General features: G+C 37.4%; 27 protein-coding genes and 1 pseudogene. 18 read left to right on the top strand and 10 right to left on the bottom strand.

Going from position 1 to position 25,243, the window contains the following annotated elements:
- Positions 1-30 precede the first annotated feature (30 nt).
- Positions 31-477, bottom strand: a complete 447-nt coding sequence (locus J4051_RS09455; RefSeq protein WP_208233624.1) for a RidA family protein — start codon at positions 475-477, stop codon at positions 31-33.
- Positions 478-534: 57 nt separating this feature from the next.
- On the opposite strand from J4051_RS09455, the gene J4051_RS09450 reads away from it, so the two are divergent.
- The 8 genes from J4051_RS09450 to J4051_RS09415 all read left to right on the top strand — a co-directional run bounded on the left by J4051_RS09450 (position 535) and on the right by J4051_RS09415 (position 6,571).
- Positions 535-2,076, top strand: coding sequence for a helicase HerA-like domain-containing protein (locus J4051_RS09450; RefSeq protein ID WP_208233623.1), 1,542 nt, complete (start codon positions 535-537; stop codon positions 2,074-2,076).
- Positions 2,077-2,152: 76 nt separating this feature from the next.
- Entirely contained in the window at positions 2,153-2,707 is a 555-nt protein-coding gene (locus tag J4051_RS09445) for a hypothetical protein (protein ID WP_208233622.1), read from the top strand.
- Positions 2,708-2,725: 18 nt separating this feature from the next.
- Complete coding sequence (locus J4051_RS09440; RefSeq protein ID WP_208233621.1) at positions 2,726-3,697, top strand: YitT family protein; 972 nt, start codon at positions 2,726-2,728, stop codon at positions 3,695-3,697.
- A 194-nt stretch (positions 3,698-3,891) separates the two neighbouring features.
- Complete coding sequence (locus J4051_RS09435) at positions 3,892-4,260, top strand: cupin domain-containing protein (RefSeq protein WP_208233620.1); 369 nt, start codon at positions 3,892-3,894, stop codon at positions 4,258-4,260.
- A gap of 18 nt (positions 4,261-4,278) precedes the next feature.
- Positions 4,279-5,106, top strand: coding sequence for an alpha/beta hydrolase (locus J4051_RS09430; RefSeq protein ID WP_208233619.1), 828 nt, complete (start codon positions 4,279-4,281; stop codon positions 5,104-5,106).
- 18 nt (positions 5,107-5,124) lie between these two features.
- Positions 5,125-5,886 (top strand): 23S rRNA pseudouridine(2604) synthase RluF, encoded by a 762-nt coding sequence (gene rluF, locus J4051_RS09425; protein ID WP_208233618.1) that lies wholly within the window; start codon positions 5,125-5,127, stop codon positions 5,884-5,886.
- A gap of 70 nt (positions 5,887-5,956) precedes the next feature.
- The gene (locus J4051_RS09420; RefSeq protein WP_208233617.1) at positions 5,957-6,142 is read left to right on the top strand and encodes a hypothetical protein; all 186 of its coding nucleotides are present in this window, start codon (positions 5,957-5,959) and stop codon (positions 6,140-6,142) included.
- Between the two features lie 3 nt (positions 6,143-6,145).
- Positions 6,146-6,571: a VOC family protein gene (locus tag J4051_RS09415; protein WP_208233616.1), complete on the top strand. Its 426-nt coding sequence runs from the start codon at positions 6,146-6,148 to the stop codon at positions 6,569-6,571.
- A 10-nt stretch (positions 6,572-6,581) separates the two neighbouring features.
- Here J4051_RS09415 and J4051_RS09410 read toward each other — a convergent pair whose 3' ends face one another.
- From J4051_RS09410 to argS, 5 genes are all read right to left on the bottom strand, one after another.
- On the bottom strand, positions 6,582-7,316 hold the full coding sequence (locus J4051_RS09410; RefSeq protein ID WP_208233615.1) for a YwaF family protein: 735 nt from the start codon (positions 7,314-7,316) through the stop codon (positions 6,582-6,584).
- 30 nt (positions 7,317-7,346) lie between these two features.
- Entirely contained in the window at positions 7,347-8,222 is an 876-nt protein-coding gene (locus J4051_RS09405) for a bifunctional 5,10-methylenetetrahydrofolate dehydrogenase/5,10-methenyltetrahydrofolate cyclohydrolase (protein ID WP_208233614.1), read from the bottom strand.
- A 54-nt stretch (positions 8,223-8,276) separates the two neighbouring features.
- On the bottom strand, positions 8,277-8,648 hold the full coding sequence (locus J4051_RS09400; RefSeq protein WP_208233613.1) for a four helix bundle protein: 372 nt from the start codon (positions 8,646-8,648) through the stop codon (positions 8,277-8,279).
- Positions 8,649-8,727: 79 nt separating this feature from the next.
- A complete protein-coding gene (gene ffh / locus J4051_RS09395) occupies positions 8,728-10,056 on the bottom strand; it encodes a signal recognition particle protein (RefSeq protein WP_208233612.1) in 1,329 nt (442 codons plus the stop codon).
- A 222-nt stretch (positions 10,057-10,278) separates the two neighbouring features.
- Positions 10,279-12,057 (bottom strand): arginine--tRNA ligase, encoded by a 1,779-nt coding sequence (gene argS / locus J4051_RS09390; protein WP_208233611.1) that lies wholly within the window; start codon positions 12,055-12,057, stop codon positions 10,279-10,281.
- Between the two features lie 319 nt (positions 12,058-12,376).
- Here argS and J4051_RS19140 point away from each other — a divergent pair, with 319 nt between their 5' ends.
- The 3 genes and pseudogenes from J4051_RS19140 to J4051_RS19130 all read left to right on the top strand — a co-directional run.
- Complete coding sequence (locus tag J4051_RS19140) at positions 12,377-12,832, top strand: glycosyl hydrolase 53 family protein (RefSeq protein ID WP_208233610.1); 456 nt, start codon at positions 12,377-12,379, stop codon at positions 12,830-12,832.
- A complete protein-coding gene (locus tag J4051_RS19135) occupies positions 12,769-13,140 on the top strand; it encodes a glycosyl hydrolase 53 family protein (protein WP_208233609.1) in 372 nt (123 codons plus the stop codon). The genes J4051_RS19140 and J4051_RS19135 overlap by 64 nt, the downstream gene beginning before the upstream one ends.
- A 67-nt stretch (positions 13,141-13,207) precedes the next feature.
- Positions 13,208-13,504, top strand: a pseudogene (locus tag J4051_RS19130) (glycosyl hydrolase 53 family protein); the annotation flags it as partial.
- 3 nt (positions 13,505-13,507) lie between these two features.
- On the opposite strand, the gene J4051_RS09370 reads toward J4051_RS19130, so the two are convergent.
- A complete protein-coding gene (locus tag J4051_RS09370; RefSeq protein WP_208233607.1) occupies positions 13,508-13,714 on the bottom strand; it encodes a hypothetical protein in 207 nt (68 codons plus the stop codon).
- Positions 13,715-14,137: 423 nt separating this feature from the next.
- Between J4051_RS09370 and J4051_RS09365 the strand changes: the two genes are divergently transcribed.
- The gene (locus J4051_RS09365; protein WP_208233606.1) at positions 14,138-16,201 is read left to right on the top strand and encodes a tetratricopeptide repeat-containing sensor histidine kinase; all 2,064 of its coding nucleotides are present in this window, start codon (positions 14,138-14,140) and stop codon (positions 16,199-16,201) included.
- Between the two features lie 319 nt (positions 16,202-16,520).
- Here the strand turns inward: J4051_RS09365 and ctlX are convergent, their stop codons facing one another.
- Positions 16,521-17,456 carry a citrulline utilization hydrolase CtlX gene (gene ctlX / locus J4051_RS09360; protein WP_208233605.1) on the bottom strand — a complete coding sequence of 312 codons (936 nt, stop codon included), beginning with the start codon at positions 17,454-17,456 and terminating at the stop codon, positions 16,521-16,523.
- A gap of 102 nt (positions 17,457-17,558) precedes the next feature.
- Between ctlX and J4051_RS09355 the strand changes: the two genes are divergently transcribed.
- Entirely contained in the window at positions 17,559-19,292 is a 1,734-nt protein-coding gene (locus tag J4051_RS09355; protein WP_208233604.1) for a M14 family metallopeptidase, read from the top strand.
- Between the two features lie 79 nt (positions 19,293-19,371).
- Here J4051_RS09355 and J4051_RS09350 read toward each other — a convergent pair whose 3' ends face one another.
- Positions 19,372-19,953, bottom strand: coding sequence for an NUDIX hydrolase (locus J4051_RS09350; RefSeq protein WP_208233603.1), 582 nt, complete (start codon positions 19,951-19,953; stop codon positions 19,372-19,374).
- A 124-nt stretch (positions 19,954-20,077) separates the two neighbouring features.
- Here J4051_RS09350 and pyrE point away from each other — a divergent pair, with 124 nt between their 5' ends.
- Both pyrE and J4051_RS09340 read left to right on the top strand, forming a co-directional pair.
- Positions 20,078-20,722, top strand: coding sequence for an orotate phosphoribosyltransferase (gene pyrE, locus J4051_RS09345; protein ID WP_208233602.1), 645 nt, complete (start codon positions 20,078-20,080; stop codon positions 20,720-20,722).
- A gap of 121 nt (positions 20,723-20,843) precedes the next feature.
- Positions 20,844-21,239, top strand: coding sequence for an SRPBCC family protein (locus J4051_RS09340; protein ID WP_208233601.1), 396 nt, complete (start codon positions 20,844-20,846; stop codon positions 21,237-21,239).
- Here the strand turns inward: J4051_RS09340 and J4051_RS09335 are convergent.
- Entirely contained in the window at positions 21,236-21,967 is a 732-nt protein-coding gene (locus tag J4051_RS09335) for a biotin--[acetyl-CoA-carboxylase] ligase (RefSeq protein WP_208233600.1), read from the bottom strand. The genes J4051_RS09340 and J4051_RS09335 overlap by 4 nt on opposite strands.
- A gap of 95 nt (positions 21,968-22,062) precedes the next feature.
- Between J4051_RS09335 and rsfS the strand changes: the two genes are divergently transcribed.
- The 3 genes from rsfS (at position 22,063) to J4051_RS09320 (ending at position 25,177) form a co-directional block, all read left to right on the top strand.
- On the top strand, positions 22,063-22,434 hold the full coding sequence (gene rsfS / locus J4051_RS09330; protein ID WP_163517551.1) for a ribosome silencing factor: 372 nt from the start codon (positions 22,063-22,065) through the stop codon (positions 22,432-22,434).
- Positions 22,435-22,444: 10 nt separating this feature from the next.
- Entirely contained in the window at positions 22,445-24,463 is a 2,019-nt protein-coding gene (gene ftsH, locus J4051_RS09325) for an ATP-dependent zinc metalloprotease FtsH (protein WP_208233599.1), read from the top strand.
- 108 nt (positions 24,464-24,571) lie between these two features.
- Positions 24,572-25,177, top strand: a complete 606-nt coding sequence (locus J4051_RS09320) for an LUD domain-containing protein (protein WP_208233598.1) — start codon at positions 24,572-24,574, stop codon at positions 25,175-25,177.
- Positions 25,178-25,243 lie beyond the last annotated feature (66 nt).

Here is a 25,243-nt window from a genome sequence, read left to right as displayed (position 1 = left end):
TAAAACTTGGAGACCAGGTAATAGAAGTTTTTATTTGGAAGCAATAACATCAATTTCTATATTGGCATTAAGTGCCAATCCACTTGCCGCAAAGGTTGTTCTTGCAGGCTTATTGGGGAAATATTCTTTGTATATTTTATTAAACACCGCAAAGTCGTCCATACTTTTTAAAACGACGGTACATTTCACAACCTTATCCAGAGATGATTGGTGATGTTCCAAAACGGCTTTAATATTCTCAATACACTGCCTAGTTTCAGCCTCAATCCCACCTTCAACCAGAGTACGCGTTCCATGATCCATTCCCAGCTGACCGCTCAAAAACAAAAACCCATTACTCTCAACCGCATCACTAAACGGTGCATCTTGTTTTTTGGTCTCATGCGATTTATGAAAAATAACCTCATTGGAAGGTTTTTTGCATCCAAACGCAAGGAATACGAGGAAAATAACGGCGATAGCGGATTTAAGTTTCATTTTTTATCTTCTAAACTTGAATAAAATTACACTATTTTTATCCAAAATTTAAAATTTATGGCCAAAAAGGATGATTTCCTCAAACATATACAAGACGGAAACACCAATAAAGGCGAGTTTATTACTTTAGGTGCTGCGATGTTGGATGGAGAAACCATTACCAATGCCTTTGTAAATGTACCATTAAAGACTTTAAACAGACACGGACTTATTGCAGGTGCTACCGGAACTGGTAAAACAAAAACATTACAGGTTTTGGCGGAAGGACTTTCAGAAAAAGGAATTCCCGTATTGTTGATGGATATTAAGGGCGACTTAAGTGGGTTGGCTGTACCGGGTTCGGCCCATCCAAAAATAGATGAACGTCACGCCAAAATCGGAATTCCACATGAAGCGAAAGGGTTCCCCGTGGAAATTTTAACTTTATCTGAACAGGATGGTGTCCGATTGAGAGCGACGGTGAGCGAATTTGGTCCAGTATTGCTGTCCCGAATTCTGGAATTGACCGAAACACAATCTGGAATTGTGTCCGTGATTTTCAAATACTGTGATGATCACAAAATGCCACTTTTGGACATCAAGGATTTTAAAAAAATCTTACAATACTCAACCCAAGAAGGAAAAGATGAATTTGAAGCTGAATATGGTCGAATTTCAACTGCCTCCACTGGTGCTATCCTAAGAAAACTTGTCGCCTTGGAACAGCAAGGTGCCGATTTGTTTTTTGGAGAAACCTCCTTCGAAGTGGACGACTTGTTAAGAGTTGACGAAAACGGCAGGGGCTATATCAACATTCTTCGGTTGACGGACATACAAGACCGTCCTAAGCTATTTTCGACATTCATGTTGACGCTATTGGCAGAAGTTTATTCTACTTTTCCGGAAAGAGGTGACACTGACCGCCCGGAACTTGTTATATTTATTGAAGAAGCTCATCTCATTTTTAACGAAGCTTCAAGAGCGCTCTTAAATCAAATTGAGAGTATTATCAAACTCATTCGGAGCAAAGGAGTCGGAATTTATTTTGTCACCCAGAATCCGACTGATGTTCCTGAAGCGGTCTTGAGTCAATTAGGTCTAAAAGTTCAGCATGCCTTACGCGCCTTTACTGCCAAAGACAGAAAAGCAATCAAATTAGCCGCACAAAACTATCCCGATACCATTTATTATGACACCGCAAGTATTTTAACTTCTTTAGGAACTGGCGAAGCGTTGGTAAGTGCTCTGGATGAAAAAGGCCGACCTACACCTTTGGCCGCAACCATGATGCGTGCTCCAATGAGTCGTATGGACATTCTCACCGATGATGAATTATCAAACTTACTGTCTAAGTCCAAACTGATCAAAAAATACAATGAGACTATTGACAGGGACAGCGCCTATGAGATGCTGAACAGAAAGATTGAAAAAGCACAAGCTGAGGATGAAAAAGAAAAGGTAAAAAAAGAATTGGAGGACTTAAAAAAAGCACAATCCAAAAAACGCAATACAACCACACGTCGTAGTTCGGCAATGAATCCGATTGTAAAGGTTCTCACCAGTGCTACATTTATAAGAAGTGTTTTTGGCATTTTGTCGAAAGCCATGAAAAAGAAGTAACACCAAACAAACCCTAATTATTAACCAATTATCTACCGATAACGATGAGTTACGGAAATTAAAATCACCATTAAAAATGCAAAAATCATTTATTTACATTGCCATAGTTTCTTTTTTATTGACCAGCTGTGGAAAGGATCAAGATCCTTTTTTGATTCAAAAACATAATATCGGAAACTTGACGGATTCTACACAAGTCAAAGATTTAAAATTGGTTTTCGAAAAGGATTCCGTTGCCAATTATATTGGTAAAGATGAGTTTACAAGAAATATCGATAATATTGAAATTTATGACTTAGATGGCGTAGCCTTATTGAGCATTTCTCCACAAAAAAGAGCAGATTCAACCTCAGTCATCAATAATGTACGCATCTTAGATTCTCGCTATAAAACTGAAAAAGGAATATCGACAATGAGCACCTTCAAGGATATTCAGGATGCCTATGAAATTTCAAAAATTGACAATCTTATCAATTCCATAGTTGTAAGTGTCAAAGAAATCGATGCATCCTTCACTATCGACAAAAAAGAATTGCCATCCAATTTACGCTTTGATAGAAGTATTTCTATTGAGCCCTCACAGATTCCTGACAATGCCAAAGTAAAATACTTTTTCATCCACTGGAACTAAACCCAAAAGGCTAAAAAGATGAGTTCATTCTTCTCAAAGTTATTAGTTGCGATTGCTCGGAAAAAACTTGAGCATGAACATTCATCTTCAAAAATCAGAGACAGGCAGGCAATTCCTTTAGCGCGTCAAATCAAAGTAGAGATTAAGCACTTCATCAAGGATTACACTTATGTCCTTATTGGCGTATTTTCGGCCGGTTTCGGGTTGAAGGGCTTTTTACTGCCCAACCGTTTTATTGATGGTGGCGCTACAGGTATTTCGCTGCTTTTAGAAAACATCACTCAAATTGACTTGAGCTTTCTATTGATTTTAGTCAATCTCCCATTTTTAATTCTTGCGGCAAAAACTTTTAGTATTAAATTTGCAGTAAGGAGCATCATTACCATTGCCATATTAGCCCTTGTAGTACATTATGTAGAGTATCCAACCATTACCGAAGACCGTTTATTAATTGCGGTGTTTGGAGGTTTCTTTCTCGGATTGGGAATAGGGATGGCCATGCGAGGTGGCAGTGTTATTGATGGCACCGAGGTATTGGCCATTTGGCTAAGCAAGAAACTTTCAATCACGATTGGAGATGTGCTACTGTTAATCAATATTATCATCTTCTCGTTCGGTGCCTATATTTTATCCATTGAGATTGCACTCTATGCAATATTGACTTATTTATCCGCAGCAAAAACAGTCGATTTTGTCGTGGATGGCGTTGAGGAATATGTTGGGGTAACGATTATTTCAGAAAGGCACCAAGAACTGCGCAAGATGATTGTCGAAAAATTAAGACGTGCCTGCACCATTTATGCAGGAAAAGGTGGTTACGAAGGCAACGGCGAAAGCTATGATAAAGATATTATTTATACGGTAGTAACTAGGCTGGAACTCGCAAAACTACATACAGAAATAGATAAAATTGATGAAAAAGCCTTTATTATCATGGGGCTTGTTAAAGATATTAGAGGCGGTATGATAAAGCGGAAACCTTTGAAGTGAGAGAGAAGTGGGCAGAGGTTAGTGATGAGGTATGAGTGACGGATGACGATTTATGATTGAGGATTTACGATTGGAAATTTGGAATTTAAAATTTGGAACTTGCCTGCGCATCCGGAGCTTTCAGCGACGACGGGAAACTTTGAACTTTGAATTTCGAACTACCCACTACTAACTACCAACTAAAAAACAAAATTATGGCAAATAAACCTTATACTATACAAACGAATCCATTTGTGGTTCCCACAACCGATGGAAAAATCATAAAAGAACACTTTGGAAGAGCTACAGACGGCAACTCCCAATTAAGTGTAGCACACATGATTGCACCAGCCGGCTGGAGTGAACCTTTTCAAACACCCGAATTTGATGAATATACGTTTATCGTCAGTGGTAAAAAACAATTTATTATCGAGGATGAAACCGTCATTTTATCGGCAGGTGAGTCTATAAAAATAGAAAAAAACACCCGTGTTCAATATTCAAATCCTTACACGGAACCTTGCGAATACCTTGCTATTTGTCTTCCAGCATTCTCAATGGATCTTGTAAATAGAGAGCAATAATCCCATATCTAAATTTTCATGAAGGAAGTGCTTATCAAATTAATTGGGTCATATTATAATATGCTGAGCTATGTTTCAAAACCTTATGCCGCAGATAAGGCCATGTATTTGTTTACCACACCACGAGCTGGACGCATAAACGAGGAGCAGTCGGATTTTTTGCATACGGCCTATCAAGAAGAACTTAAATATGAGCATTATCCTATTATGACTTATAGATGGTTGGGGAAAAAACAAACCATTCTATTGACCCATGGTTGGGAAAGCAATTCTGCGCGATGGAAAAAGCTGATCTTGGAACTCAAAAAGAAAGGCTTTAATGTCATTGCTCTTGACGCTCCTGCTCATGGGAAATCTGGAGGACGCGCATTTGACGCCATGTTATATGCTGAGTTCATTAATGTCGTTGCCAAACGGTTTTCTCCTGACATTCTTATCGGTCATTCTATTGGCGGAATGGCATCCGCCTTTTTTCAGCATAAATATCAATTTGACAAATTAAAGAAAATCATTCTGCTGGGAGCACCTTCTGAATTTCAGGATGTCATGAAACGCTATACAGATATGTTAGGTTATAATCACCGGATTGTTTCGCAATTGGAAGAGACCATCATTAAACGTTTTGGCAGTCCATCTGACACTCTATCAACGGCTAAGTTTCTCGCAACTATTAAATCTGAAGGTTTGATAATTCACGACCAAGACGACCGTATAATTCCCTATAATGATGCTTTATTAATAAAAAATAGTTTTAAAAACAGTCAGCTCATTACCACCAAAGGTTTAGGTCATTCTTTACTTGACGCCTCAGTTGCTGAACATATTTACGCGTTCATTGATACCTAAAATTATTATCTTTACATTATGGAAGAAAATCTCAAACGTATCAACAAGTTTCTAAGTGAAGTAGGCTATTGCTCGCGCAGGGAAGCCGATAAACTCATTGAAGCTGGTCGTGTGACCATCAACGGAAAAGTTCCTGAAATGGGAACAAAAATATCAGAAAATGACGTTGTTCATGTTGATGGAAAACCAGTTAAAGATACTAACGAAGGTTTTGTTTACTTAGCATTCAACAAGCCCATAGGGATCGTCTGCACCACAGATACGCGTGTTGAAAAAGACAATATTATTGACTATATCAACTATCACAAACGTATTTTTCCGATTGGTCGATTAGACAAACCCAGTGAAGGCTTAATTCTGTTAACCGATGACGGTGATATTGTCAACAAGATACTGAGAGCTGGTTATAATAATGAAAAGGAATATCTTGTGACGGTCAATAAGCCCATTTCACAAACGTTTATTGAGCGAATGTCTAATGGCGTGCCTATTTTAGATACGATCTCTAAAAAATGTACCGTCCAAAAACTGGGTACTTATGAATTCAGAATTATTTTGACTCAAGGCCTAAACCGACAAATCCGTAGAATGTGTGAATATCTAGATTATGAAGTAGAAACTTTAAAGCGCGTCCGGATCATGAACATTAAATTGGATATGCCTGTTGGTACTTATCGAGAATTAACGAAAGAAGAATTCAAAGAAATGAATGCGCTTTTAGATAGTTCGGCAAAACAGATGGCGGAAGAAAAACCTTCTGCTCGAAGAAAAAGGCCTTAAAGGTATCAACGAATAGATCTAAACTTAATCCAAATAATTCTATAGCTTATAACAACTTAAATTAAAATATATGATTAGAATCTTAGCATTAGTATTGACCATTGGAGGAATGATTGCCTTGATATTAGGTGTCTTGGGAATTTTCGGAAACAACTTCACTTCATTAAGTCCTTGGGCACTAGCCATTTTAGGAGTCGTTTTTTTCTTAGCCGGTGTTTCTATGTTAAAGTACAGAAAAGACGAACCAACAAATTAAATCATGTCCACATCATTATCTCCATTTCATATTGCCATTCCAGTTCATAATCTTGAGGAATGCCGAGTTTTCTATAGGGATGTTTTAAACTGTGAAGAAGGCAGAAGTTCGGATTATTGGGTGGATTTTAATTTCTTCGGTCATCAATTGGTCATTCACTATAAACCGAAATCCACAGAAGAATCACACTCCAATAGTGTAGATGGCAAAAATGTTCCTGTGCCACATTACGGCGTCGTGTTGCCGTGGCAATCTTTTCAGGATTTTGCCAAACATCTTACCACTAAAGGTATTGAATTTGTAATTGAACCCTATATCCGTTTTGAAGGTCAAGTTGGAGAACAGGCTACGATGTTTTTTATGGATCCTTCAGGAAACGCTTTAGAGTTTAAAGCCTTTAAGGATATGGGGCAATTATTTGCCAAATAGACTACCTATATTATTCCTGCAATTCTCCACATTTCTTTTTATATAAATAAAAAGGAAGATAAATGATTAAAAAATAGGGTATTAAAATAAGTTGTACGACGATAATGTACATCGGCCATTCACCAAAATAATCCAGTAGAGATGCAGATTGTGGCTTTTCATTGAGATAAAAATAGTTGGCATTTAAAAGGTAATTCACCAACATTATTATTAAAAAATACAGTTGTAAGACGAAAAATGATTTGAACAAACTTCTGAAATTGGGCATCATTTTAAAGACAAAAGTAGCATAACTTATAACTACTAAAAGTCCCAAGTGAACCACCCAATATCTGATATAATCAAAAGTTGGAAAACCTGTGGCAATATCCGGAGTCATCACAGCCTGTAAGGTGCCAGCAATAATCCAAAAAACCAAGATTTCATACATCCAAAATTTACGATAAAACGTGAACACAGGAATTAATATCGCCAACAGGCTACATAGGTATAAGGGTAAATCTTTTTGGATATTATAGTCCCCGAGAATCAGCTTATGAAGATGAAAGCCAATTACTGTTAGAGAGACGCCAATGGCTATAAAGTGAATAAGTCGAAATTGTTTCTTTACACTCAGATTTCTTCTTGCATACCGTATCGTCACAAACCCAAAAAAAATCGCAAAAATAATGGGAAGCCAATGTTCCAAGCTTCCCATCACTACACGTTGTATTACTAAGGGCACTGTTAAAACTGAAATTTGCATAAGGCCCTATTATATTTTTTTTATGGAGATTTACATTTGACGTTCTCTCGCCAGAAGCGTGTTTTTAAGCAACATGGCAATCGTCATCGGGCCAACACCACCAGGAACTGGCGTTATAAAGCTCGCTTTTTTGCTGACGTTTTCAAAATCAACATCCCCAGTGATACGATATCCTTTTTCGGTAGTATCGTCAGGAACACGGGTGATTCCAACATCAATAATCACCGCATCATCTTTTACCATTTCTGCTTTCAGGAAATTTGGCACCCCAAGAGCTGAGATAATAATATCTGCTTGAGAAGTGATTTGCGTGATATTTTTGGTATGACTGTGCGTTAAAGTGACCGTAGAATTTCCTGGGAACCCTTTTCTTCCCATCAAAATACTCATTGGCCGTCCAACAATATGACTTCTACCAATGACAACAGTATGTTTTCCTTGAGTATCAACGTTATATCTGTCCAACAATTCCAAGATCCCAAAAGGTGTCGCAGGAATGAACGTCGACATGTCCAAAGCCATTTTGCCAAAGTTCATAGGATGAAAACCATCCACGTCCTTATCAGGGTTCACAGCCAAAAGAACTTTTTGCGTATCAATTTGTTTTGGCAATGGCAGTTGAATAATGAAGCCGTCAATATCTGAATTTTCATTCAATTCTTTAATCTTGTCTAAGAGTTCTACTTGACTTGTGGTATTGGAAAGACGCACCATTGTAGATTCAAATCCCACACGTTCACAGGCTCTGACTTTACTGGCAACATACGTCAGACTTGCACCATCATTCCCAACAATAATTGCGGCGAGATGAGGCACTTTCTCCCCGTTTTCCTTCATTCTCTTTACCTGTTCGGCAATTTCATTCTTAATGTCATTGCTTATTTTTTTTCCATCTAAGATTATCATTCCTTAATAGTTTTCAGTCGCAGTCGCAGTTTTCAGTTTGATTGTTTAAAAATATCATTCTGGCTTAACTCCGAATTTCCCTGTATTATTGATCATAAAATTTATTAGTTTTCCTATTTCTAAAGATTTGATGTTTAAATCCTGAAATGTAGAATCATCTATATAATTGCAAGCCAAAGCAAATTCCAACCATGCGAAGGTTTCAGAGTTTTCAGCATCTGCATCGGTAAGTTTACTTACAAAATGTCGTGGATATAAACGCTTTCTATAAGATTCAGAAATATTCGCAGTTACTGACCGAGAACTTTTTCTTATTTGATTAATTAGCGAATACGTCTCCTCTTTCGGAAAACTTTTAGAAACCTCAAAAATATCCATAGCTAAATCAAAGGACTTTTGATACGCTAACAGTTTCTTGAAATCCATATCACAATTGTTTATTAATTATAAAAAACTGGTCTGAGACTGAGACTGCGACTGTCAACTAATGACTGCCTACTGAATACTACCTCATCCCCTTCATCGCCTGCATCATTGCTTTTCCTTTGCCACCTTGCATCATCTTCATCATCTTGCTCATTTGGTCGAATTGTTTTAGAAGCTGATTGACTTCTTGCACAGAAGTTCCAGAGCCTTTACCAATACGTTTCTTTCTACTAGCATTGATAACTGATGGATTTGTTCTTTCTAATGGTGTCATGGAATGGATGATGGCTTCAATACCTTTAAATGCATCATCATCAATGTCAACATCTTTCATCATTTTTCCAGCACCTGGGATCATGCCTATAAGATCCTTCATGTTTCCCATTTTTTTAATCTGCTGAATCTGATTCAAGAAATCATCAAAACCGAATTGATTTTTAGCGATTTTCTTTTGAAGTTTACGTGCTTCCTCTTCATCAAACTGCTCCTGGGCACGTTCAACAAGAGACACAACATCTCCCATCCCCAAAATACGATCTGCCATACGTGATGGATAGAACACATCAATGGCTTCCATTTTTTCGCCTGTACCAATAAACTTGATTGGTTTATTAACTACAGATTTAATGGAAATGGCCGCACCACCTCGAGTATCACCATCTAATTTGGTAAGGATAACACCGTCAAAGTTTAGGACATCGTTAAAGGCTTTAGCGGTATTAACAGCATCTTGACCTGTCATGGCATCTACCACAAATAAAATTTCCTGTGGCTGAATAGCATCACGGATATTGGAAATTTCCGTCATCATCGCCTCATCAACAGCCAAACGTCCGGCGGTATCAATAATGACTACATTATGACCGTTTGCTTTTGCATGTGCGATACCTGCCTTTGCAATGGCTACAGGATCTGTGTTTCCTTTATCACTATAAACCTCAACATTGATTTGATCTCCCACCACATGAAGTTGGTCAACCGCAGCCGGACGATAAACGTCACAGGCTACCAATAAAGGTTTCTTTGTTTTTTTGTTTTTAAGATAGTTGGCAAGCTTACCAGAAAACGTCGTTTTACCAGAACCTTGTAATCCAGACATCAAAATTACGCTTGGATTTCCTGAAAGATCGATATCTTCAACATCGCCACCCATAAGTTCAGTCAGCTCATCCTTGACCAATTTTACCATCAACTGTCCTGGCTGCAAAGTGGTCAATACATTTTGACCCAATGCTTTTTCCTTAACCGTATTGGTAAATTCCTTGGCAATTTTAAAGTTGACATCGGCATCCAACAATGCTCTGCGCACCTCTTTTAAGGTTTCAGCAACGTTGACTTCCGTAATACTTCCATGTCCTTTGAGGACGTGTAGGGCCTTATCTAACTTTTCACTTAAATTATTAAACATATGTTTTCAGTCTTCTGTTTGCAGTGTTTAAAACTACAAGAATTAAATTTTGAGTTGCAAATTTACATATTTGATGTGTATTTATAAAACCTAAGGACTTAATAAATATCATCTTGGCAAGCTTGTCAGACATTGAGCTTCTAATACCGCTAATCCTGATAGCCATCGTAATAACCCTCATAACTTAATACGCTTGGCTTTTAAGTTATGGGTTACACTAAATTACATTCGCTCAGGCACATCAATACCCAATAATCCAAATGCATTTTTTATGGTCACGGCGACTTTATTTGACAAAGCGACCCTAAAAGCCTTTTCGTTATGGTTTTCAGCTCCAAGAATGGACACATTTTGATAAAAGGAATTGAACTCTTTCACCAAATCATAGGTGTAATTTGCCACCAATGCTGGACTGTGATTATCTGCCGCATTTTGAATCACTTCAGGAAACAATAACAACTGCTTGATCAATTCTTTTTCCTTCTCGTGAAGCGTTATGGTATGCGTGTCAATAGCAGCTCCTAAATCTGATTTTCTTAATATCGATTGGATCCTGGCGTAAGTATATTGAATAAACGGCCCTGTATTCCCTTGAAAATCGATAGATTCCTTAGGGTCGAAAAGAATCCGTTTTCTTGGATCGACCTTCAAGATATAATATTTTAAAGCACCTAGACCGATAGATTTGTAAAGTTCTTCTTTTTCAGCATCTGAATAGCCTTCCAGCTTGCCCAATTCTTCTGAAATCTCCTCAGCAGTTTGTGCCATTTCGACAATCAGATCATCGGCATCAACAACAGTACCTTCCCTACTCTTCATTTTCCCCGAAGGCAAATCGACCATCCCATAACTTAGATGAAATAGGTTTTTGGCCCACTCAAATCCGAGTTTTTTAATGATTAAAAACAAGACCTGAAAATGGTATTCCTGCTCATTCCCAACAGTATAAACCATACCTCCAACATCGGGAAAATCTTTCACCCGCTGAATGGCGGTACCAATATCTTGGGTCATATAAACTGCGGTGCCGTCCGAACGGAGCACAATTTTTTCGTCCAAACCATCCTCTGTCAAATCACACCAAACCGAACCATCTTCTTTTTCGAAAAACACACCAGACTTTAACCCTTCGGCAACAAATTCCTTCCCTAAGAGATAGGTTTGACTTTCATAATACAGACTATCAAAATCAACTCCCAAATTCTTATAGGTTTCATCAAATCCTTTGTAAACCCAACCATTCATTTTTTCCCAAAGCGCTACGGTCTCCTTTTCGCCCGCTTCCCATTTCTGGAGCATCTCCTGTGCTTCAATTATTATAGGGGCTTGCTTTTTAGCTTCCTCTTCAGTTTTTCCTTGATCTATTAATTCCTGAATTTCACTTTTGTATTCTTGATCAAATTTCACGTAATAATTTCCTACCAGTTTATCTCCTTTTAAACCAGTAGATTCAGGCGTTTCTCCATTTCCATAACGTTGCCAAGCCAACATACTCTTACAAATATGAATCCCCCGATCATTAATAATTTGCGTTTTATAAACTTTTTTCCCAGAAGCTTTCAAGATTTCAGCAACACTATACCCCAATAAGTTGTTTCGGATATGCCCCAAATGCAAAGGCTTATTGGTGTTTGGTGAAGAGTATTCCACCATAACAGCCTTTTCTTCTGGTTTAGAAGTTACAAATCCGTAGGTTTTCTGGTCTCTTATAGATTGAAAAACATCAAGATAATACGCATCCTCAATTTCAACATTTAAAAATCCTTTCACGACATTGAAGGATTTTACCTCATTGATGTTCTCCAAAAGATGTTGGCCAATTTGCTCACCAATCTGGACTGGATTTCCTTTTACCACACGCAGCATTGGAAAAATCACCACAGTGACATCACCTACAAACTCTTTACGGGTTGACTGTAGCTCTACCGACTCTAAGGTCGCACCAAAAATATCATTTACTGCTTTTTTTACTTGATGTGATAAGGTTTCCTGAAGATTCATCTGCTGTTCAATTTAAGTGTGCAAAGATAAGATTTTAATTAAATTTTTTGGATGCAAAAGCTGTATTGTTGTGGAAAAGCAATAAGTTAAAGAATCGATTAAAATAGCATCTGGTTGACTTTTTTAAATTTGATTAAATTTGAATTTGCATATCCGTTTTTAGTCCTAAGAATTAAAAACTGAAAATACAATGCCGATTTTTTGTTTGACCCTCCCGATATCTACCGAGCGGGGCAAGGCTTATTCGGATTTTAAATGAGCAATCTCAATTTTACGATTAATTGCGGATATGCAATAATTTTGAATATCAAATCACCATATGAAAAAAACATTCTACATTCTGAGTTTCCTATTTCTTATTACAGGATGCAGCGATTCCAATGACTCTTCCGATGATTTATCTCCGGCAGAACCTCATTTTTACAAAGGTATGGATTTGTCATTTCAATCAGAACTGGAAACTTATGATGTAGAATATAAGGATGAAAATGGCAATCCCATCAATCTATTGGATTTTGTTTCTGAAAATGGAACCAACCTCGTCCGCCTCAAATTATGGAACACACCACAGAATGTACAAAACAGCCTATCAGATATCAAAGCCTATGCACTCAAAATTAAAAACAAGAAAATGGATTTTCTTTTGGATTTCCATTATTCGGATACTTGGGCCGATCCAGGTCCTCAAACGCCCTTTAAGCATGGCAGAACATGGATTTTGATCAAATTAAAATTGCCGTTTATGAATATACCAAAAACGTCGTACTCGAATTAAAAATACAAAACACACTCCCAAAAGTCATACAGATAGACAATGAAACGGACAGTGGTTTTTTATGGAATTACGGTAAGGTTTGGGATGAACACAATGATAATTGGCCCAATTATGCAGCCTTGGTAAAACAAGCTATAAAGGGAATCAAAGAAGTTGACAGGAGCAACAGCATTCAAATCATGCTCCACCATTCGAACGTTGAAAGTGCAATTTACTTTTTTGAGGAACTCAATCCTTATCATAATGAGTTTGATATTATCGGACTTTCTTATTTACCCACAATTTCAAACTTAAAGACTTGGATTTAATAAATACGAACCTTAATAACTTGGCAACTACTTTTAATAAAGATATTTTAACGGTGAAGTTGCCTATCCAATTACTTTGGAGTGGGATGATCACAGCACGAACTTTATTGGCTACAGTAGTCAAATCCTGGGAGAATTTCCCACAACACCAGCTGGTCAGAAAGCCTATCTTAAATGGCTTGTCACCACGATTAAATCCATTCCAAACCAAAAAGGCATTGGCTTTTGCTATTGGGCACCAGACTGTGTGGCATTTAATGATAATGGAGACACCTCAACAAATGGTAGCGCTTGGGAAAATCAATGCATGTTTGAATTTAACCATAAGGTGCTACCAATCTTTGATATTTTTAGACACCATTAGCATTTATTTTAGTTTCTGACCTCCAAGAAACCCCAACACCAAAGCCACTATACCAAGACCAATGGTCGTATATGCATCCGTATTATCTTGAACATCAATGCTTAAATCACCAATTCCAATAGAAGCTTCTGGAGCAATTAAGGTGTAAATGCCATACACGAGTAGGACCGCTCCTACAACCATCAAAATTGTTTTGATTGTTTTATTCATTTTTCTGCCAATTAATTATATTGTAAGATAATCAATAAACATTTCAATTTTTATATTATCTTATAAACTAATGATTTGCAATGTTTTAATTGGACACCATATTACATTGATCATGATTGTGCATTTCAACGATGAAAGTGTCGTTTTCCCAAGATATTGACCTTTCAACCGATATCTAAATTATTCAAAAAATAACGCGCATCACTTCATCTAATTTATTGGTATTAAAACCCGAAAATTAGATTATTAAAACCCTTTTATCCATTTTTGAGGAAGCTATTAATCAAGGTCCCAAAAACGTTGATACATTATATTTAAAAATCCTTAACAGCATTGTTATTGTATTTTGTGAACGTGCCTATCCTCTCCCTCAAGGCAAGCTCAAATCACATCGCATTACAATTTATAACTAATTGCAAGAAAATGAAACGGTTAATTACCTTAGCTGCCTTTTTTGCTGTCTTATCTGGTTTTGCACAAACCAAAGAGATAGACAGCCTTGCTATACAATTAGCTTTTCAAAAACAGGATTCCTCTAAGGTAGACACCTCAATTCATCTTATCAAAGCGCTTTACAAAGCCCAAGATTATCAAAAAGCACTCTCATACATTTCAGAAACTGAGCTACTTTCAAAAACGATAAACTACACTAAAGGCATCGCGGCAGCCAATTATTTTCAAGCCCTTATTTATGCCAATAAGAATGACTATTTCAATGCTATTGACCATTTCAATAAATCAAAAAAATTATACACAGAGATCAATGACGCTTTGGGTGTCGCACAAGTGAGCAACAGTATTGGTCTAATAGAGATAAAAAGAGGGAATTATAGAACTGGATTGATGAATTCCTTATCGGCAATCAGAATATTTGAAGATCAAAACCTGAACGAAGACCTTAGTTTGGCCTACAACAATTTGGCAAAAGCGTATTATAATACGAATCAAATAGATAAATCGCTTGAATTCAACCTAAAAGCCTTAAACGTCAGGGAACGATTAAAAGATAGCACTGGCATTAAAATCTCTACAAAAAATATTGCCAAATTGTATTCTAAACGCAAAGAACACCGAAAGGCAATCGAATATTATGAAACCGTTTTAGCGATGCTCAATCCTGAAACCGACCAATCTTTAAGAGGTGAAATATTACCACGTATTGGTGAAGAATATCTTAAATTTAAAGATTATGACAAGGCCGCTGAATACCTTGTAGAGGGTCTTAAATTCAATAGGAGAATAAATGATAAAGAAGGGATTTTGCGAGCTCTGAATTCAATCGGACATCTTAATCTTGAACAGAAAAACACCCGACTTGCGGAAAGTCAGATTTACGAAGCCCACAACTTGGCAAAAGGCGTTGGAAACAACGAAGAACTTCTTAAAAACTACAAGCTTTTAATGGCTTTGGACTCTACCAAAGGGAAGTTTCAAAACGCTTACCGTTGGCAACGTGAGTATTATAGTTTAAAACAGACCTTAGATCGGGAAAACCAACCTCAGTTACCGATAAATACCGACTCCATTGAAGATGCTCTTGAGAATGAATCCAATATCGAGTCGACGGCCATAACCAGCAGCAAAGAACCCGAAAGCAATACCAATCAAATCAAAAGCTTAAAGCTTCTTTCTTATGGTTTGATTGTTGCATTTCTAATCGTTTTGACCTTTTTACTTTTGATTTACCTAAAAAGAAAAAGCACCATTAAATACACACAGGAACTTGAAGAAAAAAATGAGCAGATCCAACTTCAAAATGAAGCCATTATGGAACAGAAACTTCATCTTCAAGAAATCAATGACGTCAAGGATCGCTTGTTCAGCATTGTATCACATGACCTAAAAGACTCTATATCCTCAATCAAAGCATTTTTAGATCTACTTAAGGAAGACAGTATCAGTAGAGAGGAATTTAATGAGTTGATACCAGAATTGAGTGAAAATGCCGACAATGCGTCCTTACTATTGTTCAATCTTCTAAACTGGTCGAAATCCCAAATGCAAAATTTGGAACCGAATCCTGAACATTTCGACATCCAAGAAGTGTTTCATAGCAAAATCAGTTTGGTAGAACAAAAACTCGAACAAAAGCGTATTGTTGTGATTGACGAATCCCAACGTGATTTTATCTATGCTGATCGAAGTATGGTAGAAATTATTATACAAAACTTAATCACCAATGCCGTAAAATTCAGTCGTGTCGGAGATATTATCACCATCTCAAACAAAGAGCACAATGGAAAATCCTTGATTTGCGTGGAAGATACAGGGGTTGGCATTCCAAAGGAAAACCTCAGAAAATTATTTCAAAACAATAATTTCACCACTGTTGGAACCAAAAACGAAAAAGGCACGGGCTTGGGCTTGACGATCTGCAAGGAACTCGTAGAGCTTAACCATGGTCGTATTTGGGTGGAAAGCACTCCGAATGTTGGCACCAAATTTTATGTGGAACTTCCTAAGATGAATACGGAAGAGAAAAGCTAAAAAAGGTTTTTAGTTTCGAGTTTCAGGTTCAAGTTTTGAGCATGATTAAATAGAAGGCTGCATCAAATTAAATTGCTTTGCGTCCTTAGGAAAGCACTTTGCGCCCTTTGCGGTTAGATTTTCAGAATTAAAGTTCGGGTTCAAAGTTTATCCATAATTACATAGAATTGACTGCTTCAATTTCAACTTCAACTTCAGTTTCAATTTCCAACCGTCGTTATAACTGAGGACGGGCAGGCAGTGTTCCCGCCTTCGCAAATGCTACGGACGGGCAGGCAGTGTTCAGTGTTTTAGGCTAAGAACATTTTATTTTTCAATTCTAACTCATTTTCGGCAAAAACACCTCCGCCATCATACAACGGGCACTTCCGCCACCACAGGTTTCTATAGTTTCCAAATCGCTGTACAACATCTCACAATGCATGGAAATTTTGGCAATTTGCAAACTTGTCAAACTATCATGTGCCGCTTTACTCATCACCAAATAACGCTTTTCATCGGTGCCTCTCACCTGCAACATATTGCCGGCAAAGTTGTGCATTTGGTCTTCAGTAATCGCAATAACTTCCTTCCCGTCTTTTTTAAGGTGTTCAACAACACTTTTGCGCTCTTTCTTATCATCAATACTATCCAAGCATATAACAGCAAAAGTTTCTGCAACACACATCATAACGTTGGTGTGATAAATAGGCAAGCGGTCATCATCCACTGTTTGATACGCTGTGAAAATGACTGGAAAATAGTCAAAATCTTCGCAGAACTCGATAAACAACTCTTCATCTGCCCGTGGAGAAAGCGCACAATATGCTTTTTTATTAACCCGATCCATGATAATGCTGCCAGTACCTTCCAAAAAGAAATGATCTTCTTCGGCACTGGTATAGTCCATTATATTCTCAATTTCAAATCCCTCTTCCTCCAAACGATCGAGAAGCTCTTCACGTCGTTCCTTACGTCTGTTTTCAGCAAACATTGGATAGAGCACCACATCACCGTTTTCATGAAAACTCACCCAGTTATTCGGGAAGATAGAATCTGGCGTATCGTTCAATTTATCATCATCTTCCACAATAACGTTAACACCGACGTCCCTGAGCTTTTCTACAAAGGCATCAAATTCGGCTTGAGCTTTTGTATTGATTTCAGAGTTCTTTAGATCCAAGTCTTCCTGAAAATAATTATTGACCGCTGTTTGTTCGTTCATCCTGAAATGTACAGGACGAATCATTAAAATTGTATTTGTGGTTTGGTGCATAGTGAAGTCGATTTTATGCCCGCAAAATTAGTTTAAATTGATTAAATTTGGAAGCTATTGCGCTTTTAAATATGCGCAGCTTTTAATCGCTAATTACTCCTGATGAAAACCATTTTTATTTTCTTTTTTATAAGTCTTTCTATCATTGCTCAAGAAAAGAATCCGTCCAAGGATTACTTGACTGTTTTTGAAAAAAGCAACGGACTTAAAACGGGCACTTACCAAGAAGTGATTGCTTATTATCAACTTTTAGCAGATAACTATCCTCAAATCCATTTGGACAGTATAGGCACTACAGATTCTGGCAAACCCCTGCATTTAGTGACTTTCAATCCTGATAAAGTTTTCGACTTTGAAACCATCAGAAAAACTAAGCAAACAATGCTGATCAACAACGGTATCCATCCAGGAGAGCCTGATGGTATTGATGCCACAATGCTTTTGTTCAGAGATCTTGCACAGGGTAAAATTGCAGTGCCAAAGCATACTGTATTAGTAACCATACCTATTTATAATGTTGGCGGGAGCTTAAATAGAAATTCTACCACCCGCACCAACCAAATTGGACCTGAGGCGTATGGTTTTAGAGGGAATGCGAGAAATTATGATTTGAACCGCGACTTTATAAAAGCAGATACCAAAAATGCACGTAGTTTCACCACTATTTATCATCTGGTGCAGCCTGCCGTTTTTATCGACAACCATGTGAGTAATGGCGCCGATTACCAATATACTCTGACCCATTTATTCACGCAACACAATAAACTTGGCGGCGACTTAGGCACTTACCTTCATCAGGAAATGATGCCAAGTCTGGAAGAAAAATTATCCGATAAAAAATGGGATATCACACCTTACGTCAATGTTTTTAATGAAGTACCTGAGGCTGGGTTTACACAGTTTATGGATTCACCTCGCTATTCTACTGGCTATGCGGCATTGTTCAACAGTTTAGGAATGATGGTAGAAACACATATGCTCAAACCATACAAACCACGGGTGGAAGGCACTTACGATTTGATGAAAAGCATGTTGGACATCATGGAAACTGATCATGATAAGATAAAGCAACTACGTGCCGATGCTATTAAACAATTTCAGGCTTCAAAAACCTATCCCTTGGATTGGACGGTTGACACGACAAAAACGACCACTCTGAAATTTAAAGGTTATGAAGGCAAGATGATTCCGAGTGAAATGACAGGAGGAAACCGCCTAAAATATGACCGAAGCAAACCGTTCATAAAAGAGGTGGTCTATAAAAACTATTTCAAGCCAAAAGTTGAAGTATCCGTCCCAACGGCTTATATCATCCCTCAAGGTTGGTGGAATGTCATTGACTTATTGAAACTAAACCAGATTAAAATGGTAACATTTGAAAAAGACACCACCATTACTGTTGAAAGTTATAAAATTGACACGTACCAAACCAGAAGTCAAGCTTATGAGGGACATTACCAACATTACAGCACAAAAGTCATTTCATCAATTCAAGACATAGCATTCAAAAAAGGTGATTATTATATTTCTACAGATCAAAATGCCTTTAGATACTTATTGGAAACCTTAGAGCCACAAGCCCCTGATTCGTTTTTTAACTGGAATTTTTTCGATACGATTCTGCAACAAAAAGAAGGCTTTTCGCCATATGCATTTGAGGACGTTGCAGCAGAATTATTAAAGAATAATCCTGAATTACTTGCCGCTTTCGAAACTAAAAAGAAATCGGAACCTGATTTTGCCAAAAGCTGGTATGCACAATTGGATTGGCTGCATAAGCAAAGTGATTATTATGAGTTGGCGCATATGCGGTATCCTGTATATAGAGTGAAGTAGCGTTCCCTTGACGAAATAAGCGACCAATACAGCAAAGAATTCCTGCAGATTGTATTTGATGAGATTCTAATTTGAAGTTTTAAACCAAAAGTTTAATATTCGCATACGAATTTTCCATAGCTTTCTTAATTTGTTTCGGATTCAGCCATTCTACTTTAGTAATGCCTTCGTCCTCTTGGGGAATTAATTCGCCTTCATAAGTGGAGGTCATTTCAAACCAATAGGTGATCTTCAGTTGGTGTCTGCCATTCCTTTTAAAAATATGATAGGTAGTTTCTAAAGGCTTGACGATTTCTAATCCGTTGACTTTGGTTTCTTCTTCAACTTCTCTCAAAGAGGTTTCTTCAATGCTTTCTTTTCCCTCTATTTTCCCTTTGGGCAAATCCCATTTACCGTTTCTATATATAAAAAGAATTTCGCCTTTATCATTAAATACCTTACCGCCACCGGCTATCACATTTGGTAATTTTTTGAGAAATGATTTCAACAACTTGTCCTCATTTTTCCCAATGATCCGGACGCCCTCCAAGTCGGTAGAATTCAGTTCTCTAATAACTTTTCCTATATTGACCGTACTCATCAAATAATTTTTGAAATGCTTTTCTTTCTTGACTTTCGTTGTCAGAATAATAGGTTTGTCATTGACAAAAACTTTATACATCTTTTATATTAATGAAGTATTGAATTTGTAAAAATATAATAATTTGATTCACAGCAGTGGTTTTGAAAAAATTTTTCAGTAAATTTTTAAATTTAAAATCTATAAAATTGTTTAATTTTGCCCCATGATTCTTAATAAACAAACCGCTAAAAAAACTGCTGAACTGCTATTGCAGATTCACGCAATTAAATTACAGCCAAATGAGCCATTCACTTGGGCATCTGGTTGGAAGTCGCCAATTTACTGTGACAACCGCATTGTGCTCTCCTATCCACCCATCCGTAATTTCGTTCGTGAAACCATGGCCAAACATATTGAACAGCAGTATGGCAAGCCAGATGTTATTGCAGGCGTAGCAACCGGCGCCATTGGCATTGGCATTTTAGTAGCGGAGTATTTGGGACTGCCATTTGTTTATGTCAGACCCGAACCCAAAGGTCATGGACGTCAAAATCAAATTGAAGGCCATATTGAGAAAGGTCAGAGTGTTGTGGTGGTGGAAGATTTGATCAGCACCGGCAAAAGCAGCCTCAATGCCGTTAAGGCGCTCGAGGAGGCTGGTGTCAACGTAAAAGGAATGGTCGCCATTTTTTCTTACGGATTTGAAGTGGCCAACAACAATTTTAAAGAAGCTGACGTTACCTTACAGACCTTAAGCAATTATGAATCTCTTTTGGAACAAGCCTTAGACACCAAATATATAACCGCCAAAGAACAAGAAGTTTTAGCAGATTGGAATGCCAATCCAAGTGAATGGAATGCTTCTTGATTTAAAATATAAAGTCATTAGTCGTAGAATCGGTTTGACAGAGAAACGACTTAACAACAAAAATATAATTAGTTATCCCGTACGCAGCTTTATCACCTACGGAACAAAACAACAAACAAAAATGAATTTAGAATCACCAAAAGTAAGCCTTGAGAAAAGCCCACAAGAAGTCTTTGATTTCCTATCAGACGTTAAGAATTTCGAACAATTAATGCCTGATAACATCAGCAAATTTGAAGTCTTGGGCGATGATAAGTTTTTATTCGCATTAAAAGGAATGCCTGAGATTGTATTGAAGAAAAAAGAAAGCAACGCACCAAATAAAATCGTTCTTGGCGCTGCAGGTGGAAAATTGGATTTTTCATTGACTGGCGATATTCAAGAAACTGGAACCAATCAGAGTGATGTTAAATTAACCTTTGAAGGCGACTTCAACCCAATGATGGCAATGATGATTAAAGGGCCAATTTCAAAATTCATTGAAACCTTGGTTAAGAATATGACAAAAGCCGTTTAATACAACAGGACCACTTCCTTAAAATCAAAACTTCTGATAGTGTTGCCCTCGATTTTGACCAATAGATTACCAAAATCTGAAATCCCAACAATATATCCTGAAAACACAGAGCCTTCAGCATCTTTAAATGTTGAAGGTTTATTTTTTCTGAACAGATGTGATTCGTATTGTGACTTTAAGGTTTTGAAGTTTTCATCTTTTAAATGTTGAAAATAAACATCAATCTGTTTTAAGACAGCATCCATAATCTCATCCAAATCATTGACTTGTCCCGACAGCAATAATAAGGATGATGCCCCTGGCAAACCTTTAAAGTCAGTTTGATTGACATTGAGCCCTATTCCAATCACCGATCCTGTAATCACATTAAGTTTGATGACATTCTCAATTAGAATTCCTGCAATCTTTTTATCATCTGACAAAATGTCGTTGGGCCATTTCACCTTTATTTTCGTTATTCCCAAGCATGTTAAGGCTTGATAAACGGCCAAGGATACTGCCATACTGATATAGAAATGTTGACTTACATTGATAAAAGAAACGTCCTTAAACACACTAAACGTAAGGTTCTTGGCCTCTTGAGAGCTCCAAACCGTTCCCATTTGGCCCCTTCCATTGGTCTGCAAACTGGCCACAACGGCCAAACCATCTTCAGCAGTACCCTCACCACTAAGCCTTTTTAAGTAAGTGTTGGTGGAGTCAATGGCATCAAGTTTGATTATACGCATGTGTAAGCTTCAATAAATTATAATTTTCTTATGAGATTATAAGGCTTAAAAGAATTAAAAAAAGCAATAACTTTGCACAAATTTAAAATAAATTAATGGCGAAAGAAAATAATAACTCAGACGCACTGATTTCTACTATTTTAGAAGGTATTGAAGACGTCAAGGGAAAAGAAATAAAAATTCTCGATTTACGGGATATTGAAAATACGGTTTGTGACTATTTCATTATTTGTGAAGGAAACTCAAACACACAAGTGAACGCCATTGTGAATGCTGTTCAAAAGAAAGTCAGCAAAACACTTAAAGATCATCCTTGGCATGTTGAGGGGAGTGACAATGCAGAATGGGTTCTAATGGATTATGTCAATGTAGTGGTACACGTATTTCAAAAACATATTAGACAATACTACGATATAGAAGGCCTTTGGGGCGACGCAAAAACAACCGTAATAGAAACCAGTTACTAAAAAAAGATTAATGTCAAAAGAAAATAAAAACTTAAACAAGAAACCAAAATTAAGTCCGTACTGGATCTATGGGATGGTAATTGCTGCATTTTTTGCGGTACAGATATTCTCAGGTGGTTTTGGAGGACAGGACGCTAAAAGTACAACGCCTGCTCAGTTTTTTGAATATTTAAAAAATGGAGATGTTGCCAAAGTTGAAATTGTCAATAACAGAGAAGCAAAAGTCTATATAACAGATGCAGCTTTAATGACAGAAACTCATAAGGGCACCAAACCTAATAACATTTTACCCTCTGTAACTCCGAGTCCAAATTATAAATTTGAATTTGGTGATCTGGCGCTTTTTCAAGAGGAAATCAGAAACGTTATTAAGGAAAATAATCTCAGTAATACCGAAGTTACCTTTGAAACAGAACATAACGTTTGGGGCGACTTTCTTTTAGGACTCCTACCATTTGTTCTGATCATTGGGGTTTGGATTTTTATCATGAGACGTATGTCTGGTGGTGCTGGCGGTGGTGCTGGAGGGCAGATATTCAATATCGGTAAATCCAAAGCAAAATTGTTTGATGAAAATACGGATATAAAGACTTCTTTTAAAGATGTTGCAGGCTTAGAAGGTGCCAAGGAGGAAGTTCAGGAAATTGTAGACTTCTTGAAAACTCCTGAAAAATATACTTCATTAGGTGGTAAGATTCCAAAAGGGGCACTACTTGTAGGACCTCCTGGAACTGGTAAAACTTTATTGGCCAAAGCAGTTGCTGGCGAAGCTAAAGTACCTTTCTTCTCTCTATCTGGTTCAGATTTCGTGGAAATGTTTGTAGGTGTTGGAGCTTCAAGAGTTAGAGATTTGTTCAAACAAGCAAAAGAAAAATCGCCATCTATTATTTTTATTGATGAGATTGATGCTATTGGACGTGCCAGAGGAAAAAATGCCATGTCAGGTTCTAATGACGAACGTGAAAACACGCTGAATCAGTTATTGACTGAAATGGATGGTTTTGGAACCAATACCAACGTTATTGTTCTTGCTGCAACCAACAGAGCTGATATTTTAGATAAAGCCCTAATGCGTGCTGGTCGCTTTGACAGACAGATTTTTGTGGACCTTCCGGATATCGTAGAACGTAAGGAGATTTTTGAGGTGCATTTAAGACCCATCAAAAAAGGCGAAGATTTAGACATCGATTTTCTCGCAAGACAGACTCCAGGATTCTCTGGTGCAGACATTGCTAACGTGTGTAACGAAGCCGCATTGATTGCCGCTCGTAAAGGCAATAAGGCTGTTCACAAACAAGATTTCTTAGATGCTGTGGATAGAATTATTGGCGGTCTAGAAAAGAAAAATAAGATTATCACTCCAGATGAGAAACGCGCGGTTGCTTTCCACGAAGCTGGTCACGCCACAATAAGCTGGATGCTGGAACATGCTGCGCCATTGGTCAAAGTAACTATTGTACCAAGAGGCCGCTCTTTAGGTGCTGCTTGGTATTTACCTGAAGAGCGCCTGATCGTGAGAACAGAGCAAATGTTGGACGAAATGTGTGCAGCCCTTGGCGGCCGTGCTGCTGAGAAGGTTATTTTCGACAAGATTTCGACTGGTGCTTTAAGTGATTTGGAAAAGGTTACAAAGCAAGCACGCGCCATGGTTACGGTTTATGGATTAAGTGATAAGGTCGGGAATATAACATACTACGATTCCTCTGGACAATCGGAATACGGATTTACCAAACCTTACAGTGAGCAAACTGCTGAGTTGATTGATAAGGAAATCTCAGAAATCATTGAAACCCAATACTTACGTGCCATCAAAATATTGGAGGAAAACAAAGATAAATTGACTGAATTAGCGGAAGAGTTACTTGAAAAAGAAGTCATTTTCAAAGATAACCTCGAGCGCATTTTTGGCACACGTCCATTTGAGAAGGATGTTCTGGAACGTGAGAAAAAAGCTAATGAACCCACTCCTGAAATTGAAAGCGTTGAAGTGCCTGTGGAAGACGTCAAAAAGGATGAGCCACTAATTTAGAATCCCTTTTCAAATTCATATAAAAAACTTAAATTAATCTTATGTTACTTTAAGTTTTTTTATATTTGAGCTAATCATTAGTGTAATCAGGTTAATAGCAACCCATACATGAGTCTATTTCGTAAAATTTTCGGCCTAAAGAATACGCCAGAAGATCACATAAAAAGCGAAGAGAGAGGCAAATACATGCCTGAAATCAAGCTGCCTATAGACGAAAAATTTACCATAAATTTTAAAGCTAATGGGGGTAAATTTCTGTATTGTGAGAATATGGAAGAAATCCATAAATCCTTTAAAAATATTCTTCATGAAAATAGCTGGGAAGATAAGAGTGTTTTTTTATTAGATTCACGACTCAAGGACTTATTTAAGGATTTTGGTCTTAAGGCCACAAGAAACCCCTCTGAAAGTGACTATTTCTTATCCACTTGCGAATATCTAATCGCCGATGACGGATCACTACTGATCTCTTCCAATCAAATTGCAGAGAAACAGTTGCGGGATTTACCTCCCAATTTTGTAATCTACGCCACAACGAGTCAGTTTGTTGAAAACATTGGCGAAGGCCTTAGAGGTATTAAAAATAAGAACAGAGATAAAATTCCTACCAACATTACAACTATCAAACATTTCAAAGCCATAGAAGATAAAAACTTTCTTAGTTATGGAAGTAGCTCAAAAAACCTATATTTGTTGCTACTAGAAGATCTATAATGAACCCTTTTACTTTATTCTATGTTCAGAAATTCATCCAAAATGTCTCATCTGCTAATTAAAACA

It is taken from the genome of Gelidibacter pelagius, from assembly GCF_017581925.1.
GTDB lineage: Bacteria > Bacteroidota > Bacteroidia > Flavobacteriales > Flavobacteriaceae > Gelidibacter > Gelidibacter pelagius.
The sequence above is the reverse complement of the archived record's forward strand: the minus strand, read 5'-3'. Positions and strand labels throughout refer to the sequence as shown.

What these genes read in the sequence shown, in the direction of transcription:
- J4051_RS09455 (WP_208233624.1), bottom strand. Translation starts at nt 477, where the DNA reads ATGAAACTTAAATCCGCTATCGCCGTTATTTTCCTCGTATTCCTTGCG.
- J4051_RS09450 (WP_208233623.1), top strand. Translation starts at nt 535, where the DNA reads ATGGCCAAAAAGGATGATTTCCTCAAACATATACAAGACGGAAACACC.
- J4051_RS09445 (WP_208233622.1), top strand. Translation starts at nt 2,153, where the DNA reads ATGCAAAAATCATTTATTTACATTGCCATAGTTTCTTTTTTATTGACC.
- J4051_RS09440 (WP_208233621.1), top strand. Translation starts at nt 2,726, where the DNA reads ATGAGTTCATTCTTCTCAAAGTTATTAGTTGCGATTGCTCGGAAAAAA.
- J4051_RS09435 (WP_208233620.1), top strand. Translation starts at nt 3,892, where the DNA reads ATGGCAAATAAACCTTATACTATACAAACGAATCCATTTGTGGTTCCC.
- J4051_RS09430 (WP_208233619.1), top strand. Translation starts at nt 4,279, where the DNA reads ATGAAGGAAGTGCTTATCAAATTAATTGGGTCATATTATAATATGCTG.
- rluF (WP_208233618.1), top strand. Translation starts at nt 5,125, where the DNA reads ATGGAAGAAAATCTCAAACGTATCAACAAGTTTCTAAGTGAAGTAGGC.
- J4051_RS09420 (WP_208233617.1), top strand. Translation starts at nt 5,957, where the DNA reads ATGATTAGAATCTTAGCATTAGTATTGACCATTGGAGGAATGATTGCC.
- J4051_RS09415 (WP_208233616.1), top strand. Translation starts at nt 6,146, where the DNA reads ATGTCCACATCATTATCTCCATTTCATATTGCCATTCCAGTTCATAAT.
- J4051_RS09410 (WP_208233615.1), bottom strand. Translation starts at nt 7,316, where the DNA reads ATGCAAATTTCAGTTTTAACAGTGCCCTTAGTAATACAACGTGTAGTG.
- J4051_RS09405 (WP_208233614.1), bottom strand. Translation starts at nt 8,222, where the DNA reads ATGATAATCTTAGATGGAAAAAAAATAAGCAATGACATTAAGAATGAA.
- J4051_RS09400 (WP_208233613.1), bottom strand. Translation starts at nt 8,648, where the DNA reads ATGGATTTCAAGAAACTGTTAGCGTATCAAAAGTCCTTTGATTTAGCT.
- ffh (WP_208233612.1), bottom strand. Translation starts at nt 10,056, where the DNA reads ATGTTTAATAATTTAAGTGAAAAGTTAGATAAGGCCCTACACGTCCTC.
- argS (WP_208233611.1), bottom strand. Translation starts at nt 12,057, where the DNA reads ATGAATCTTCAGGAAACCTTATCACATCAAGTAAAAAAAGCAGTAAAT.
- J4051_RS19140 (WP_208233610.1), top strand. Translation starts at nt 12,377, where the DNA reads ATGAAAAAAACATTCTACATTCTGAGTTTCCTATTTCTTATTACAGGA.
- J4051_RS19135 (WP_208233609.1), top strand. Translation starts at nt 12,769, where the DNA reads ATGGATTTTGATCAAATTAAAATTGCCGTTTATGAATATACCAAAAAC.
- J4051_RS09370 (WP_208233607.1), bottom strand. Translation starts at nt 13,714, where the DNA reads ATGAATAAAACAATCAAAACAATTTTGATGGTTGTAGGAGCGGTCCTA.
- J4051_RS09365 (WP_208233606.1), top strand. Translation starts at nt 14,138, where the DNA reads ATGAAACGGTTAATTACCTTAGCTGCCTTTTTTGCTGTCTTATCTGGT.
- ctlX (WP_208233605.1), bottom strand. Translation starts at nt 17,456, where the DNA reads ATGCACCAAACCACAAATACAATTTTAATGATTCGTCCTGTACATTTC.
- J4051_RS09355 (WP_208233604.1), top strand. Translation starts at nt 17,559, where the DNA reads ATGAAAACCATTTTTATTTTCTTTTTTATAAGTCTTTCTATCATTGCT.
- J4051_RS09350 (WP_208233603.1), bottom strand. Translation starts at nt 19,953, where the DNA reads ATGTATAAAGTTTTTGTCAATGACAAACCTATTATTCTGACAACGAAA.
- pyrE (WP_208233602.1), top strand. Translation starts at nt 20,078, where the DNA reads ATGATTCTTAATAAACAAACCGCTAAAAAAACTGCTGAACTGCTATTG.
- J4051_RS09340 (WP_208233601.1), top strand. Translation starts at nt 20,844, where the DNA reads ATGAATTTAGAATCACCAAAAGTAAGCCTTGAGAAAAGCCCACAAGAA.
- J4051_RS09335 (WP_208233600.1), bottom strand. Translation starts at nt 21,967, where the DNA reads ATGCGTATAATCAAACTTGATGCCATTGACTCCACCAACACTTACTTA.
- rsfS (WP_163517551.1), top strand. Translation starts at nt 22,063, where the DNA reads ATGGCGAAAGAAAATAATAACTCAGACGCACTGATTTCTACTATTTTA.
- ftsH (WP_208233599.1), top strand. Translation starts at nt 22,445, where the DNA reads ATGTCAAAAGAAAATAAAAACTTAAACAAGAAACCAAAATTAAGTCCG.
- J4051_RS09320 (WP_208233598.1), top strand. Translation starts at nt 24,572, where the DNA reads ATGAGTCTATTTCGTAAAATTTTCGGCCTAAAGAATACGCCAGAAGAT.